The sequence below is a fragment of the Luteimonas sp. gir genome, from assembly GCF_037198055.1.
In the GTDB taxonomy this organism is placed as follows: domain Bacteria; phylum Pseudomonadota; class Gammaproteobacteria; order Xanthomonadales; family Xanthomonadaceae; genus Luteimonas; species Luteimonas citri_A.
Genome location: NZ_JBBAXQ010000008.1, coordinates 1 through 13868 on the forward strand (window position 1 = coordinate 1; position 13868 = coordinate 13868).

Here is a 13868-nt window from a genome sequence, read left to right on the forward strand (position 1 = left end):
AACTACCACAATGCAAGAGCTTAGCGGAAATCTCGCGTCTTCACCTTGATCGAGGCGAGCCGCGGGCGCGCGGCGTTCGCACCGCGATCGGTAGCGCGCCGTTTAGCCCTGTTTCGGCAATACGCTCGTCGCTTCGTGAGCGTCGCTACGCGGCGTCATGGTTATGTTGCGCGGGTCAATGACGAGCTTTACCTCGGCGGCTCCAGCCTGATCGAGCCCATATTCCTCGAGGTCCTCAACAATCGGGCGGACATCGAGAGCTTCGAACCGTGTTGAGCGATACCGCCATTCGACATCGTCGGTCTCCTCGAAGAATATCTTTGCGCTGAAGCTGATGCTCGTACCGGCAAATGATGTACTGTTGAAGTAAAGGCCTACCGATGCCGGCGCACTTTCTTCAACATCTCAAACCGGGCCTCCGGGCGAGGATTGAGCAGGATGTCCACAACCATACGTGCGTCATTGGCCGTCCAGAACGCATCGAATTTGAGCTGTGCGGTCGAGCGCAGGCCGGCGTTGGTTAGCAGGCGCAGCCAGCCATCCACGAAGGTTGAGATGAGAGGCACTTCGTCGAGATATGGCCCTGTGAGCGGTTCATTGACGGGGAAGGTAATCGGGGGAATCCGGCTGTTCCCTGAAATCGTTAGCGTGGATCGCTCGGTTGCCATGAGCGTGAGACCGCGCAGTAGTTCCGCCCAATCTTCGAGCGTGTATTCCAAATCGTCGATGGAGCCGACGCTTTCGAATCTGAGCGCAGGAGGGGTGAGCCGAATGATGAAGTCCCGGCTGCGGACAAGCAGTTCCGGTCCATGCGGCTCGAAGAACGGCGGACCGATAAACATCTCGCCATCGAACCGCGCCGCCTGCGCGAACCCGGGGCCTCGGATCGCGATCTCGCATGATCCGAGCGACGGCGGCGTCAGTCGAAGTTCCTCGATGTCGTCGAATAGCGTGCCTTGGTACGGAAGGCGGATGCCGAAGCGGCTATCGTAGACACGCAAACGGTGCGGTTTCAGGGGCGCAAGACCGAGCAGCAGGTTGGCGAAATGCTCCGGCCCCTCGATCTGGAGTAGTGCCTCGGCTTCGAACTGGCCGTTCTCATAGCCGAGTTCATCGAGCTGCCGCTGCTTCTCCGCGGTATAGGCGCCTGGATCCCGTCCGCAGGCGGCCGACAGGGCCGCCGAGAGGTCTGCGGCAGTCGGCTCGAAACGCTGTCCGACTTTCTCATAGTCATAGCTGATGTCGACATGATTAATGTCGCGCGCTTTTCGAGCCTCCGCCAATCGCAATCGCTTGAGCACCCGGGCGAGTTCGTTGCCGATTAGATGGACGAGGTAGGCCGACTGGATTTCACCATCGGCCCGCATTCGGAAGACGATGATCAGCGCCGGCCGAGGATCCTTGGCGAGGCGATCAATGGCGGACAGGCTGAGTCGGATGCGGTTTCCGGTGCGGCCGAGCGTCGACTTCAGTTGGACGCGGGCGGCATTGGTCTGGCGCCGATCGAGCGGCAGCGACGATTGTCCGCCTGATCCCATCGGGAATTCCACGATGAAGTCCCAGCCCATGATGTCGACGGTGCTCTTGTTGCAGAAGAACCCCGCGCGTTCGCAAAGCAGCTCGAACTGGCGCTCGCCGATGCGGCCGATCCGATCGGATTCCAGCTCGGGGTCACTGTCATGTCCTCCGTCGGCGTCCTTCGTGGTCATGTGCGCGCCGGCATATGGGCGGCATCGAGCCGGCGGTGGATGAGCGACACGATTGTGAGAAGGTCCTCGGCATCTTCTTTGGACATCGCCCAATGGATGCGCGCCTCATGCGCAGTGGGGTTGCGGAACATGCCGAAGGTGCCGCGGACAAGATTTGCGAACCCGCTTTGCTCGCTTCGCTGGCTTGCGGTGGATAGCGGGTTGATCGCAAGCATTGGCGGACTGCCGGCCAGGGTCCGATCGACGAGCGTCGCGCCGTCGTCGGAAAGCCCTGTCTGCGACCGCATCTTGTCAGCGACGCTTTTGACCGCTTCTTGCACCGCATGGAAGTAATTGTCGGCGAGAAGCTCGGCGCGGCAGAACTTCAGGACGTCAGGGTGCACACCGCGACCTTCAAGGTCCGCTCGCAAGTCGCGAGCGCGCCGTTGAGCCTCGGGTAAGGTCTGGGCGACATCCGTCGATTTCAACTCGCCGGACTCATCGACCACAAGTCCTGCGAATGCCAACGCCAGGTTTAGGCGAGCCCGCATAGGCTCATAGCGGTGCGGCTCGCGGCTGTAACGCGCCGGCTTCATGGCGAGCCGGATGAACTCAAGGATGTTTGTGCGGTTGCGTTTGGTGTTCTGGCATTCCGCGAAGGCGTTATAGATACGGACGCGCTTCGTCATAGGCCCCGGATCGCCAATCTTGCACGACGCAAGCAGGTGCTCGATCTCTGGCCCGGTCAGGCCTTCTGCAGTGTCGCCGAGCGCGCCGGCGATCGCTTCCAACTGATCTTGTGAAAAGAACGCCATATAGGCCTCACTGACCGTAGGTGAGCCGCCGCAGGAAGGTCCTGGCGGTGACGAGAACGACATGCAGGCGGAAGGTGCTGTGGTCTTCATCCGAGAGGCCCGGATGCGAACCCTCCGTGTGAAGCATTTTGAAGAGGCCGTTGACGTAGTTCTTGCCGTCCTGGGTCCACTCGTTGCGATCTATGGCAAGGAAGCCGATCTCAGCGAGCAAAGCGCGCCGGTTTTCTGAGCTGGGCCGTTGACCCGCTTCCTATGGTCGCACGTTGCGCGCGATGTCGTCGAACAGGCTTTCCAGGAAGGTCCGGAGCTGGCTGTTGCAAGCCGCCCAATCGCCGCGGGTATGCGCTTCGATGGCCTGATCGAGATGACCGAGAGGAGTTGTGAAGCCGAAGGACTTGAGAAGCTGATGCACTTCGTCGTCCGTTTGGGGGAGCTGGATGTCGCCGGGCAGTGCCGCGCGGATGGACGCGTTTCGCCCGTAGTCGTCCCACGTCAAAACGTATCCATCACGCGCAAGGCCACGTGCGAAGGCCGTTTGCAGAGCGTGCGTAGCATGTTGTTGCGCTAGCTGCGCGGCTTGCCGGATCACCGCCTCGCCCAGGGTCATGCTGCCTTCGAGCGTGTCGAGCACGGCGTCGGCTCGTTGCACAACGATCCGGCCCAGCAAGGCGCACTTGTTGGCGACGCTGAGGGAGGTGCTGGTGGAAATCTCGTCCTCCAGGCCGAGGCGGAGGACCATCTGGTTGAACCGTGCCTGGCTGTGTTGCTCCAGCAACTCAACGGCGGCGATCAGCGTGGGTCGGGTGAACGGCACAGATCTCATGCTGGGGACGTCCTGGGGTCATGACTGTGCTTCATGTCGCCCCGCTCAATAACGGAACCCGAGGAGGCTTCCCGTCGGATCAGTATCGGTGAGCCGGAGGCGGATGAGACTCTCGTAATCAAAGCCTGACGTAAAGTCACCCACGGGAACCATGTCGGTGTTGAGTGTGCAGATGTACTGGAAACCGTGTTTTGCAGCCATCGCGGCGGCAAGTTCCAAAGCATGGGCGCGCTGCCGCGGGTCAACACCATCGAAAATCGTGCTGTCGTGGATCAGGAAGTCGATCCCAAGACCACGCTGGCGCGCAAACGAGATCAGCATGAGATCGTAGCAGAAGATTTTCATCTTGCTGATGCCCTCGCTCGGGCTGCCCGCGATCTCAACGTCGAATTTGTAGCCGGTGTCATCTATATCGATGACCAGGCGACCGGGCGACTTGTAGAGGTTCTCCGAGAATTCCGAGAAGAGGCTGAGGGCCTGTGACCACAGCGCACGCCGCTCTTCATAGTCCAGGGTTGTTGCGCGTTTCAGCTCGACGGTCTCGACCTTGATCGTGTCCGCCTTGGTGGTCATCTGACGAAGCTGGGTAATCCTGTTGGTGAGTTCGTCGATCTTCAGCCGGGTGGCTGCATGCAACTCCTGTAACTGCGTCAGTTCCTCCAGCGCACCCTGTCCCGCAAGCGCGCTGAGGTAGTTGGCACGGCGATCCGCGAGGGTCGCGATGGCGGTATCACGCTCGGTGACGGCAGCTTCCAGCGCGGCAATCTCGCCGGCGATGAACTCACGGCGATTGGCGATGATCTGGGCATTGAATGCCCGCGCATCCGCCAGCGTCTTCTTGACGGCGCCAGGCAGGGCGATGCTCGCCTCGCCGTAAAGGGCTTCCAGACGGTCTTCCGTCGGAGCGTCTTCGCTCACCAACGAGTCACGGTAGCGATCGAGCCGGCGCTTATCCACGATATTGGCGTTGACCAGGCCGTGGATTTCGCTGGTCAGAAGGTTCGCCTGACTCTCGATTTCACGGTACTGTGGAAGGACGCGAAAATTCGACAGCGCCTCGCGTTCACGTTCAAGCTGGGTTGCCAGGCGCAGGCGCTCCGCTTCGAGCTCACCGAGCGAGGCCAGTTCGCCGTCGACGGCTCCGGTCTTGATCGCCTGTTTGAGCGCATCGAGCGCATTCTTTTGATCTTTGAGCTGCTGCCAAGTCGCGGCCTTCTCCCAATTCAAGCCGAGAAGGAAAGCATTGTGGACCTGAATGTCCCAAGTCTTCTGATTGTCGAAATGCTTGAAGGGGATGTTGTAGGCGGCTGTCTGGTTGCGCACGAAATAGGAAAGCAGCGACCGCGCCGAGGGCTTGTATCCGGATTCCGCCGACAGATCGCTGATACCGAATAGGGCCCAGGCAAGAACGGCTCGCCATTTCTTGGCGTCGAGACCCGGAACGCCTTCCTTGTTGGGCGTTGGTCGGACAGGCCAGTCGTCGGTGGCGCCTTCGATGGCGAAGAATCCGGGTGTATCGGTCGCTCGCGTCACAGCGACCTCGCGGCCGGACAGGGAGAGCTCCAGCGTGAATGCCCAACCCTGCAAAGCCTCGATGCGAAGCCCTTTTCCGGGTGAGGTATTGCTGGCGAGGCAGAAATCGATGATCTCGATGAGCGTCGATTTGCCGAGGGCGTTCGTCGTGTCCTTGTCACCGGCCGATTTGGATCGGTCGGCCAGGATAAGATTGACACCCGGCTGAAGGAGCGCGGTGTGAAAGCCCTTCTGGTTGGCGCGAACGGCTCTGATCATGAGGCGGTCCTGACGATAAGGCCGTCCCGGATCTCGATCGCACCGATCAGATAGAGGAGGTTCGATGCCAGCACGAACCGCTCGAAGTTCCCGACGTTCGGTTCCGTGCGCAGACGCTCCCAAAGGCCCGAAACGGTCATGGGCATGCTGAGATGCGCGAGCAGAGTGGCGCCGACGCCGATCAGCGCCTCGTTCTGCGGGATATGTTTGGTCGGAAGAATCATTTCTCAAACACGTCGCAGATTTCGAAGAGATAGATGAGAACAGCGATGCCTGCGGTCTTATCGGCTTGGCGACGCAGACCACGCTGGGCAAAGGCGCACATCAACTCGAAAAGCTCGTCGCCCTTATGGCCCTCTTTCCGGCGAGCGTAATATTCTTCGAGGAAGCCGGCCTTCAGCCGCTCGGGAAAGTCAGGATCGAGCTGCGCTTCCGCTTCGACATAATCGCCAACGGTGGCGCGCGAGGTCAGTCCCGCAGCGATGATGTGACGAGATCCATTCGAGAGCGCGTTCTTTTTGATCTTCTCGTCCGGCGCGAGGAGATCGAAAGAGCCATTTGGGGCCGGCGCTTGGCTCGCAACCCAAGAGACGGCGTTCTGCAATTCGGGAAAGGCGACATCAGCAAAGGCCTCTTCCATGGCTTGGCGGACCTGCTTTTCGTGGCTATCCTTCAGTTGCAGAAGGGTCGCGGTCGGCCAATCAGCCTCGACCTTGTCGATGATCGTGTGGTGATCGGTGCATAGATAGATGAGGTTCCGGACGTTATCGCGCTCGTCGTCGGTCATCGACACGTCATAACGGGCAGCGGTCGGCTTCTCACCACGGATGTGTGCGGCCTCGCCGACATAGGTATCGTCTCCCACCTGGGCGTCGTAGGTGAGATGCTTGCCGCATTTCGGAAATGCGCACACGCCGCCGCTCCGAAAGGCCAGAATAATTCTGGTCGGGTAACTAGCGCCCATAGCCTACGCCTGTCCGCGCGCGGGCGCTGCTATGGTCTCGGTCAAAGGATCGAAGCGCGTTGATGAGCATTCCTCCGGGGCAAGTGCCTACTTAGCTATTAATGACGTCTTGGAGCGCAGCAAGTTTTGCTAGTATATCGTCGAATGACGGCTGTGTTTGGTCAAACATCATCGGCGCCATCGCCCGATAATCTGCCTTCAGGTCTTTGACTCGCGCGTCGTCCGGCGTTAGCCGGAGCGTGGCTGGCCGAGCCGTATCGTAGCTGGCCCAGCTCGAACGAAAGAAGGTGGCTTTGTGATGCGCGACCTGCGCCAGCAGATCGAAATCGGAAACGGCGGCTCGGCCCTCATCCGTATCGAGGAGCATGGCGAGGTCGTAGTAGTGTCGAGAGAAATACTGCGGCGTCGGGGACTCCGCAGGGCGATGCGCCTCCGCATTGAGCGCGGTCGCCTTCTCCCAGAAGGTGCGCCGCGCTGACAGCACGATCACGCTGGTGTCGGGATCGGCGAAGAAGCCCGGATAGTCGTCGGCTGCGTAGGGACGGATGACCTTTTCTTCGGTCGGCCAGGGATCACCGCGCGCGCCCAGTTCGAATTTCACTCGCGGGGTGATGTAGGCCATGCCCTCGTACTCGGCGACAGGTAGCGCGGTCGGATAGTGGAAATTGACCGTTTGGGTGTCGCCAGCATCTATCTCCAGCGACCACTCGCCGTTGGTCGGTTCGCCGAGTTGTTCGACGATCGCGGCGCGAAGCGCCGGGAGAAGTTTCTCGGCGATGTGAAGCTCGACGTCACCGACGAGATCGTCGATCAGCCGGGCGGCCTGCTTCCTGCTGATACCCTCCTTTTCCGGATCGCGATCACCGGTATAGCCGAGTTCAGCGCGATCGAATGAGAGGTCGATATCCTGTAATGACCCAGCACTTCCTGCACAGGTCAGGCTGCTAAAGCGTACCTCGGCGGGTGTCTTCATACCCAGCGCCTGATGGGGCCGCCGGTGGTTGTAGAACTGGATCCAGTCGCCGATCACGCGCATCGCATGCTGTTGGCTTTCGAAGCGATGCCGGTGCGCGCATTGCTCCTTCAGCGTGCGGATGACACGTTCGACCATGCCGTTCTGCTGTGGACAGTGCGGGGTAATGAACTCCTGCCGCAGGCCATAGCTGCGCACCAGGCGTGTGTAGTGGCGGCTGGTGAAGACCAATCCTTTGTCCGAGCGCAGCAGGAACGGTTCGCAGACGCGGCCGAGCGTGCCGAACCGCGTGATCAACGCCTGCTCCAGAGCCGCTGCGGCTGTCGTCGCCCGGCCTGTTCGCGACAGGTGCCAACCCAGGAGTTGTCGGGTGTGGCAGTCGATCACCAGGGCCAAGGTGAGCCAGCCGTCGCGGCTGCCCCAGATCCGGCACAGCTCGGTCGCCCAACGCTGATTCGGTGCCGACGCCACCGAGGGTAGTGCCTGGATGCGGGGACGCATGCCCACCGCGCGCTTGCGCACCTGCCAGCCCATCAACTGGAAGATCCGCTGCACCGTGTTCTTGTTCATGCCCAGCAAGCCGGCGACCGTCCGATAGCCGAACGAGGGCTCAGCCTCGATCAACTGTTTGATCGGGCCGGCCAGTTCCGGCCGCACCACCGGTGCCGCCTTCACCGGCCGGTAGTAAACCGTCCGGCGTGGCACGTCGAACCAGCGGCACAACTGCGCCATCGAGACCGCTACGCCGTCATCGTGTAGTCCCTGCTGGATCGCGACCATCAGGTCTCGTCCTTGCCCAGCAGGGACGCCAATTTTTTTCGGGCGCGCAGCTCCAGCATCGCCTCGCCATACGCCTCCTGCAGATCCTTGAGCTGCCGCGCGTACTGCTCGCGCACGTGCTCCGGCTTGGCACGCAGCGCGTTCTCCATCCCGCGCTTGCCGTCATAGACTCAGCTCTCGATCTCCGATGGCGGCAAGTCGAACTGGCGACTCGCCTCCGACACAGCGGTCTTGCCCTGGATGATCTCCAGCACCAGCGCCGATTTCCGGCGCGCTGTCCAATGCTTGATCTCTTCTTCCATTACCGCGCTCATCGGTGTCTCCTTCAAAAGGTTACACCTGAGCAGGAAATCACTGGGTCATTACAAGCGTGCTGTGGGCATGCGTCCCCGCATCCAGGCGCTGCCCTCGGCGGCATCGGCGCCGAGCCAGCGTTGGGCGACCGATCTGTGCCGGATCTGGGGCGGCCGCGACGGCTGGCTCACCTTGGCCCTGGTGATCGAGTGCCACACCCGGCAACTGCTGGGCTGGCACCTGTCGCGAACCGGCCGTGCGACAACGGCCGCAGCGGCGCTGGAGCAGGCGCTGATCACGCGCTTCGGCACGCTCGGCCGCGTCTGCGAACCATTCTTGCTGTGCTCGGACAACGGACTGGTCTTCACCAGCCGCCACTACACGCGCCTGGTGCGCAGCTATGGCTTGCTGCAGGAGTTCATCACGCCGTACTACCCACAGCAGAACGGAATGGTCGAACGCGTTATCCGCACGCTGAAGGAGCAATGCGCGCACCGGCATCGCTTCGAAAGCCAGCAGCATGCGATGCGCGTGATCGGCGACTGGATCCAGTTCTACAACCACCAGCGGCCCCATCAGGCGCTGGGTATGAAGACACCCGTCGAGGCATACGCTTTAGCGGCCTGACCTATGCAGGAAGTGCTGGATCATTACACGAACACCAACATGCTCGGCATCGGCGCCGGGTTTCTGATCAAGTGCGGCTAAGCATTGTAGTGGAGCTATGAGAGTTTTCTATTAGCCTCAGCAACTGCCTCCTCAAACCGCCTGACGAACTCAACCAGATCCAGGCCGCAGTGCATGCAGATGTCCCGCAACTGCAGAAGGTCGAGCCGGCGCTGACCCCGTTCGACGTTGCTGACGTAGGACTGCGGACGCACCAACAGGACCGCAAGGTCCGCCTGATCGAGCTTGGCCTCGTCTCGCATCTTGCGAACGAGCTTGGTCAGGATCTTGTACTCCGGTCGATGGATCGATTTCTTGGCCATGTGGTGTCCCTCCGTTGGTAGCCACATAGACCATAAATCTGCTTTTCAAATATCCGAAAAACGGATATGCTCGGGTTGGGGCGTCCTTGGGTGTGACCACCAGCCAGGCAGCGCAGTCGCGACGGCGCCCCCGAAATGCCGGCGTACGCGGACGCACCGACCAGCAACGGAAGATGTCACATGCCTTGGGACACGGTAGGTAGTGGGCGGAGCTTTGCCTTTGTGGATGGTTCGGGTGTGCGGGTGAAGCTGGGGGACTGCGCCGGTGGGGCAGTGGACGTGTCGCGCCGGCTTTCAACGTGGACACTAAAGGCGAGCGCGGAAGGTCATCGATGGAGGGCGAAGCAGCGCCCAAGCGTGCTCGCGCTCGCAATCGCGACAGTCGTGGCAGTTCTCTGCACGCCGCCAGTGGCCGCGCAGCAGAGTCGAGACCGTGATCCGCAAAAAGACGATAAGCAGGCTGAAGCCAACGCCACCCAACTCGACACCATCCAAGTCACCGGCACCCGCATCCGCGGCGGCACGACGCCCTCGCCAGTGGTCACCATCGGCATCGAGCGCATCCGCGAGGAGGGCTTCAAGGATCTCGGCGAGGTCATCCGCAGCATCCCGCAGAACTTCTCGGGCGGGCAGAACCCGGGCATGGGTGCGCAAGCCAATCCCAGTGCAGGCGTCAGCAACCAGAACGTGACGGGCGGCTCGGGCTTGAACCTGCGCGGCCTCGGGCCCGACGCCACGCTGACGCTGCTCAACGGCCGGCGACTGGCCTACGGCGGTCTGATGCAGATGGTGGACATCAGCGCGATTCCGGTCGATGCGGTCGAGCGGCTGGAGATCGTGCCTGATGGCGCTTCGGCCCTTTACGGCTCCGATGCCGTGGGCGGCGTGGGCAATGTGATCCTCAAGCGCGACTTCGACGGCGTGGCCGCCGGGTGGCGGTTCGGCGCGGCCACCGATGGCGGCATGACCACCCGCGAGTACACCGCGACCACGGGCACCAGCTGGGCCACGGGCGGCATGATCGTCGCTGGTCAGAAGACCGACAGCGATCCGATCCGCGCCGACCAGCGCGACTACACCCTGTCGATGTACCAACCCGCCACGCTCTGGTCCGGCAACCGTCTGCGCAGCGCGGTGGCGAGCGCCCACCAGGCATTGGGCGACGCTGCCGAACTGCGCCTGGACGTGCTGAGAAGCGAGCGGACTATGGTGGCAGACACGGCCTATGCCAGCGTTTATCACCGGTATGCGCCCGAAACAACGACGACCCTCGTGGCGCCCAGCCTGGAGCTGCATCTGCCGCAAGACTGGACGCTGACCCTGGGCGCCGCGCTGGGGCGGGACAAGACCGTGACGACCCAACAGGTAATCGCCACGGCGACGGGAGCGGTCAATTCCACCAGTGCTGGCACCTACAGCAACAAGAGCGTCACGTACGAGCTGGGTGGGGAAGGGCCGCTGTTCGACCTGCCGGGGGGCGAGTCCCGGCTCGCCGTGGGCGCGGGCTATCGCTATAACCGCTTCTTGAGCCTCAGTCTCACCGGTAACCGCACCAATGCCGAGGGCGACGAGCGCAGCCGGTTCGCGTATGCGGAGTTGAGCCTGCCGCTCGTCGGGGCGGGGCAGGGCATCCGTGGCGCTGAGCGCCTTGTGTTGACCAGTGCGGTCCGCACCGAGGATTCGGACAGCTACGGCCGGGTCACGACGCCCAAGCTAGGCGTCGTCTACTCGCCGTTGCCCGACGTTACGCTCAAAGCATCCTGGGGCAGGTCCTTCAAGGCACCGACGTTCCAGCAGCGCTACTGGCAGCAGAACGCCTATCTGTATGCACCAGCGACATTCGGCGGGACGGGCTTTCCACCGGACGTGACTGCGCTGTATCTGTCGGGCGGCCGTGTCGATCTGGATCCCGAACGGGCCCGCACTTGGAGCACGTCGTTGTCCTTCCACCCGAGCTCGTTGCCCGGGCTGGAGACCGAACTGACCTGGTTCGATATCGACTACATCGATCGCATCGTCTCTCCGGTCATCGATACTGGCCGCGCCTTCGCACCGATCTATGCGGCGTTTGTCGCGCTCGATCCGTCTCATTCGACGCTGGATGGGCTCATTGGCGGCGCCAGCAACTTCTACAACTATGCCGGCGCGCCGTATGACGGCAGCAAGGTCGTGGCGGTGGTCGACAACCGCTACGTCAACGCCTCACGTCAGCGGATCCGGGGTCTGGACCTGGCTGGAACCTATCGGCTGGATGTGGCCGGCGGGCGGCTCTCGTTGCGGGGCTCCGCCAGCTGGCTGGACAGCACCCAGGCGACCCTCGCGACCCAGCCGCCGCATGATCTCTCGGGCACGCTGTTTAACCCAGCCAGGCGCAATGCACGCCTCGGGGCGGTCTGGAATCGGGATGGTTGGACGGCATCGGTCTTCGGCAACTATTCCAGCGGCGTGGAGAATCCGCGGGACGGCAGCACAGGCGCGTCGTTCACGACGTTCGACGGCACGTTGCGTTACGACACCGGTCCGCGTGGTGGTCTGTTCTCAGAGGTGACGTTCGAGCTGGCGGGCCAGAACCTGCTCGACCGGGCGCCACCGCTGTACGCGTCCATCTCGCCCACCTATGCGCCGTACGACGCGGCGAACTACTCCGCAGTGGGGCGGTTCCTGTCTGTCTCCATCACCAAGCGGTGGTAACGGCCATGCGTTTGGGCGTTCTGTCACTGCTGCTGGTCGGGCTCTGTTGCCCGCAGGCCGCGTTCGCCGTCTCGCCTCGGGCCCTGCTGGAGGTGGCGGATTTCGGCGTCCCGGTGTTGTCTCCCGACGGGATGCGGGTTGCGTTTCGCATCGAGCAGGCGTCAGTCGAGCGGAACACCTACGATGCGTTCTGGTACGTGCAGGACATCGATGGCGACGCGCCGCCTCGTCGCGTCGCAGATGGTGGCTTCGTGCGCCGCGACACCGCCGGCATCGCGTTACCGGCGCCCGCGGTGTGGTCGCCGGATGGACGCTGGCTCTACTACCTGGCGTTGATCGACGGCAGGCTCGATGTCTGGCGCGCGGCGGCGGATGGCGCCGGGGCCATCCCGCTGACGCTGGATGCTGCGGACGTCCGCGGCTTCGAGTTGACTGACGATGGTCGGACGCTTCGCTACCGCGTCGGGGCCACGCGCAAGGCGATCGAGAACGCGGAGCAGGCCGAGTACGACGCAGGCGTGCGCGTGGACAGTGCGACACCGGTCGGCCAGACGCTGTTTCGCTCGGGCAACCTGGAAGGACGGTTGGCAACACAACGCTACGGCGATGTGTGGTTTGCCCGCGTCCCGCTGCTTGCTGGCGTGCCCGATCGGTGGAAGGAGGTGGACCTCCAGACCTTGGAACGCCGGGATTTGCTGGACCAGCGCACAGAGGATGGCGCGCAGCAGAAGCAGGATTCCGATGCCTGGATTTTGGCGCGCTCGCCGGTGGATGGACGGGTGGCGGTTCTGACGCGGGTGGGGGAGCGGGGGGACCTGCGCTATGCGCCCGATGTCAGGTTGTCGGCCAAGCTGCCGGGTGCCGGTGGCGATGAGGTGGTGTGCCGGGACCCCGCGTGCACCGGTCAGGCGATCACGTCGGTGCAGTGGCGACCGGGTAGCGACGAGGTGCTGTTCACCGTGACCGACCCCGCAGAAGGTCTCGCGCAATCGCTCTTCGGCTGGGATGTCCGGTCTGGGGCGGTGCGGCGGGTGGCGGAGTCGACTGGCCTGCTCAACGGCGGCCGCGATCCGGCCAGCCCGTGCGCGGCCTCGCACGCTGCGCTGGTGTGCGTGAGCGCCTCGGCGAACGAGCCGCCGCGGCTGGAACGTGTCGATCTCGAGACAGGTGCACGCCGAGTTCTGTATGCGCCGAACGCAGCGCTTGCGCACGCCATTGCTCGGCAACCACCTGCGCGACCTCTTCGCTGGACGGATGCGAAAGGGCAGACGTTCACGGGTCATTTCTACCCGGCAGACAGACGCGTGAACGGCAAGCCTCCGTTGTTCGTGAACTACTACCGGTGTGCGGGCTTCGTGCGGGGCGGCGTCGGCGATGAGTGGCCCTTTGCGAGTCTGGCGTCCGAAGGGATCTCAGCGCTCTGCATCAATGCGGCCCCGTTCTCACTCGATCCCGTGTCTCGATTCAACACCGGGCTGTCAGCGGTCGAAAGCGCGGTGGACCTTCTGGCGTCGATGGGCGAGATCGATCGCAACCGGGTCGGGATGGGCGGGCTGAGCTTCGGCACCGAGATCACCATGTGGACGGCGATGCACTCCCAGCTCTTGACGTCCGCCTCGGTCAGCTCCGTGCTGGTATCGCCGCTTTACTACTTGTTGGGTTCGTTGCGGGGTAGGGTCTTCACCGATGGACTGCAGCAGTACTGGGGGCTCGGGGCGCCAGATGAGACGCCGGAGGCGTGGCGGACGCTGTCACCCGTCTACCATCTGGACAAGCTGACGATTCCGCTGCTGATGCAGGTGCCCGAGCAGGAGTACATGCAGTCGCTCGACTATGCGATCCCGCTCATGCGACGGGGAACTGTCGACCTATACGTGTTCCCACACGAACCGCACCAGAAGTTCCAGCCTCGGCACAAGCTGGCCGTATATAGCCGGAACATGGACTGGTTTCGCTTCTGGTTGCAGGATGTCGAGGATGCCGATCCGGCGAAGGTCGACCAATACACCGCGTGGCGCGCCATGCGAACTCGCACCCAGGCGTCTGCTCGTTGATCGGAG

At 62.8% G+C, this 13868-nt stretch carries 12 protein-coding genes and 1 pseudogene; 3 read left to right on the forward strand and 10 right to left on the reverse strand.

The genetic code is table 11. From position 1 onward, the window contains the following. Positions 1 to 374 precede the first annotated feature (374 nt). The 9 genes and pseudogenes from WAF18_RS11165 to WAF18_RS11205 all read right to left on the reverse strand — a co-directional run bounded on the left by WAF18_RS11165 (position 375) and on the right by WAF18_RS11205 (position 8148). The gene (locus WAF18_RS11165) at positions 375 to 1709 is read right to left on the reverse strand and encodes a hypothetical protein (RefSeq protein WP_337245154.1); all 1335 of its coding nucleotides are present in this window, start codon (positions 1707 to 1709) and stop codon (positions 375 to 377) included. Next, entirely contained in the window at positions 1706 to 2503 is a 798-nt protein-coding gene (locus tag WAF18_RS11170; protein WP_337245155.1) for a TIGR02391 family protein, read from the reverse strand. Before WAF18_RS11170 ends, WAF18_RS11165 begins: the two co-directional genes overlap by 4 nt. A gap of 7 nt (positions 2504 to 2510) precedes the next feature. Then, a complete protein-coding gene (locus WAF18_RS11175; RefSeq protein WP_337245156.1) occupies positions 2511 to 2714 on the reverse strand; it encodes a hypothetical protein in 204 nt (67 codons plus the stop codon). Positions 2715 to 2753: 39 nt separating this feature from the next. Beyond that, a complete protein-coding gene (locus tag WAF18_RS11180) occupies positions 2754 to 3326 on the reverse strand; it encodes a hypothetical protein (RefSeq protein ID WP_337245157.1) in 573 nt (190 codons plus the stop codon). Positions 3327 to 3371: 45 nt separating this feature from the next. Then, entirely contained in the window at positions 3372 to 5117 is a 1746-nt protein-coding gene (locus WAF18_RS11185; RefSeq protein WP_337245158.1) for a DUF2326 domain-containing protein, read from the reverse strand. Next, a complete protein-coding gene (locus WAF18_RS11190; RefSeq protein ID WP_024350866.1) occupies positions 5114 to 5341 on the reverse strand; it encodes an ABC-three component system middle component 6 in 228 nt (75 codons plus the stop codon). Before WAF18_RS11190 ends, WAF18_RS11185 begins: the two co-directional genes overlap by 4 nt. Continuing rightward, positions 5338 to 6081 (reverse strand): HNH endonuclease, encoded by a 744-nt coding sequence (locus WAF18_RS11195; RefSeq protein ID WP_337245159.1) that lies wholly within the window; start codon positions 6079 to 6081, stop codon positions 5338 to 5340. Before WAF18_RS11195 ends, WAF18_RS11190 begins: the two co-directional genes overlap by 4 nt. A 91-nt stretch (positions 6082 to 6172) precedes the next feature. Further along, positions 6173 to 7834: an IS3 family transposase gene (locus WAF18_RS11200; protein ID WP_337245160.1), complete on the reverse strand. Its 1662-nt coding sequence runs from the start codon at positions 7832 to 7834 to the stop codon at positions 6173 to 6175. Further along, a pseudogene (locus WAF18_RS11205) lies at positions 7834 to 8148 on the reverse strand (DUF1153 domain-containing protein). Before WAF18_RS11205 ends, WAF18_RS11200 begins: the two are co-directional and overlap by 1 nt. Before the next feature lie 67 nt (positions 8149 to 8215). Between WAF18_RS11205 and WAF18_RS11210 the strand changes: the two are divergent. Beyond that, positions 8216 to 8755 (forward strand): integrase core domain-containing protein, encoded by a 540-nt coding sequence (locus WAF18_RS11210; RefSeq protein ID WP_337245161.1) that lies wholly within the window; start codon positions 8216 to 8218, stop codon positions 8753 to 8755. A gap of 95 nt (positions 8756 to 8850) precedes the next feature. On the opposite strand, the gene WAF18_RS11215 is transcribed toward WAF18_RS11210, so the two are convergent. Next, complete coding sequence (locus WAF18_RS11215; protein WP_337245162.1) at positions 8851 to 9117, reverse strand: helix-turn-helix transcriptional regulator; 267 nt, start codon at positions 9115 to 9117, stop codon at positions 8851 to 8853. Between the two features lie 357 nt (positions 9118 to 9474). Here WAF18_RS11215 and WAF18_RS11220 point away from each other — a divergent pair, with 357 nt between their 5' ends. Next, positions 9475 to 11808, forward strand: a complete 2334-nt coding sequence (locus WAF18_RS11220; protein ID WP_337245163.1) for a TonB-dependent receptor — start codon at positions 9475 to 9477, stop codon at positions 11806 to 11808. A 5-nt stretch (positions 11809 to 11813) separates the two neighbouring features. After that, the gene (locus WAF18_RS11225) at positions 11814 to 13862 is read left to right on the forward strand and encodes an Atxe2 family lasso peptide isopeptidase (RefSeq protein WP_337245164.1); all 2049 of its coding nucleotides are present in this window, start codon (positions 11814 to 11816) and stop codon (positions 13860 to 13862) included. The last annotated feature ends 6 nt before the right edge of the window (positions 13863 to 13868 follow it).

What these genes read in the sequence shown, in the direction of transcription:
- WAF18_RS11165 (WP_337245154.1), bottom strand. Translation starts at nt 1,709, where the DNA reads ATGACCACGAAGGACGCCGACGGAGGACATGACAGTGACCCCGAGCTG.
- WAF18_RS11170 (WP_337245155.1), bottom strand. Translation starts at nt 2,503, where the DNA reads ATGGCGTTCTTTTCACAAGATCAGTTGGAAGCGATCGCCGGCGCGCTC.
- WAF18_RS11180 (WP_337245157.1), bottom strand. Translation starts at nt 3,326, where the DNA reads ATGAGATCTGTGCCGTTCACCCGACCCACGCTGATCGCCGCCGTTGAG.
- WAF18_RS11185 (WP_337245158.1), bottom strand. Translation starts at nt 5,117, where the DNA reads ATGATCAGAGCCGTTCGCGCCAACCAGAAGGGCTTTCACACCGCGCTC.
- WAF18_RS11190 (WP_024350866.1), bottom strand. Translation starts at nt 5,341, where the DNA reads ATGATTCTTCCGACCAAACATATCCCGCAGAACGAGGCGCTGATCGGC.
- WAF18_RS11195 (WP_337245159.1), bottom strand. Translation starts at nt 6,081, where the DNA reads ATGGGCGCTAGTTACCCGACCAGAATTATTCTGGCCTTTCGGAGCGGC.
- WAF18_RS11200 (WP_337245160.1), bottom strand. Translation starts at nt 7,834, where the DNA reads ATGGTCGCGATCCAGCAGGGACTACACGATGACGGCGTAGCGGTCTCG.
- WAF18_RS11210 (WP_337245161.1), top strand. Translation starts at nt 8,216, where the DNA reads ATGCGTCCCCGCATCCAGGCGCTGCCCTCGGCGGCATCGGCGCCGAGC.
- WAF18_RS11215 (WP_337245162.1), bottom strand. Translation starts at nt 9,117, where the DNA reads ATGGCCAAGAAATCGATCCATCGACCGGAGTACAAGATCCTGACCAAG.
- WAF18_RS11225 (WP_337245164.1), top strand. Translation starts at nt 11,814, where the DNA reads ATGCGTTTGGGCGTTCTGTCACTGCTGCTGGTCGGGCTCTGTTGCCCG.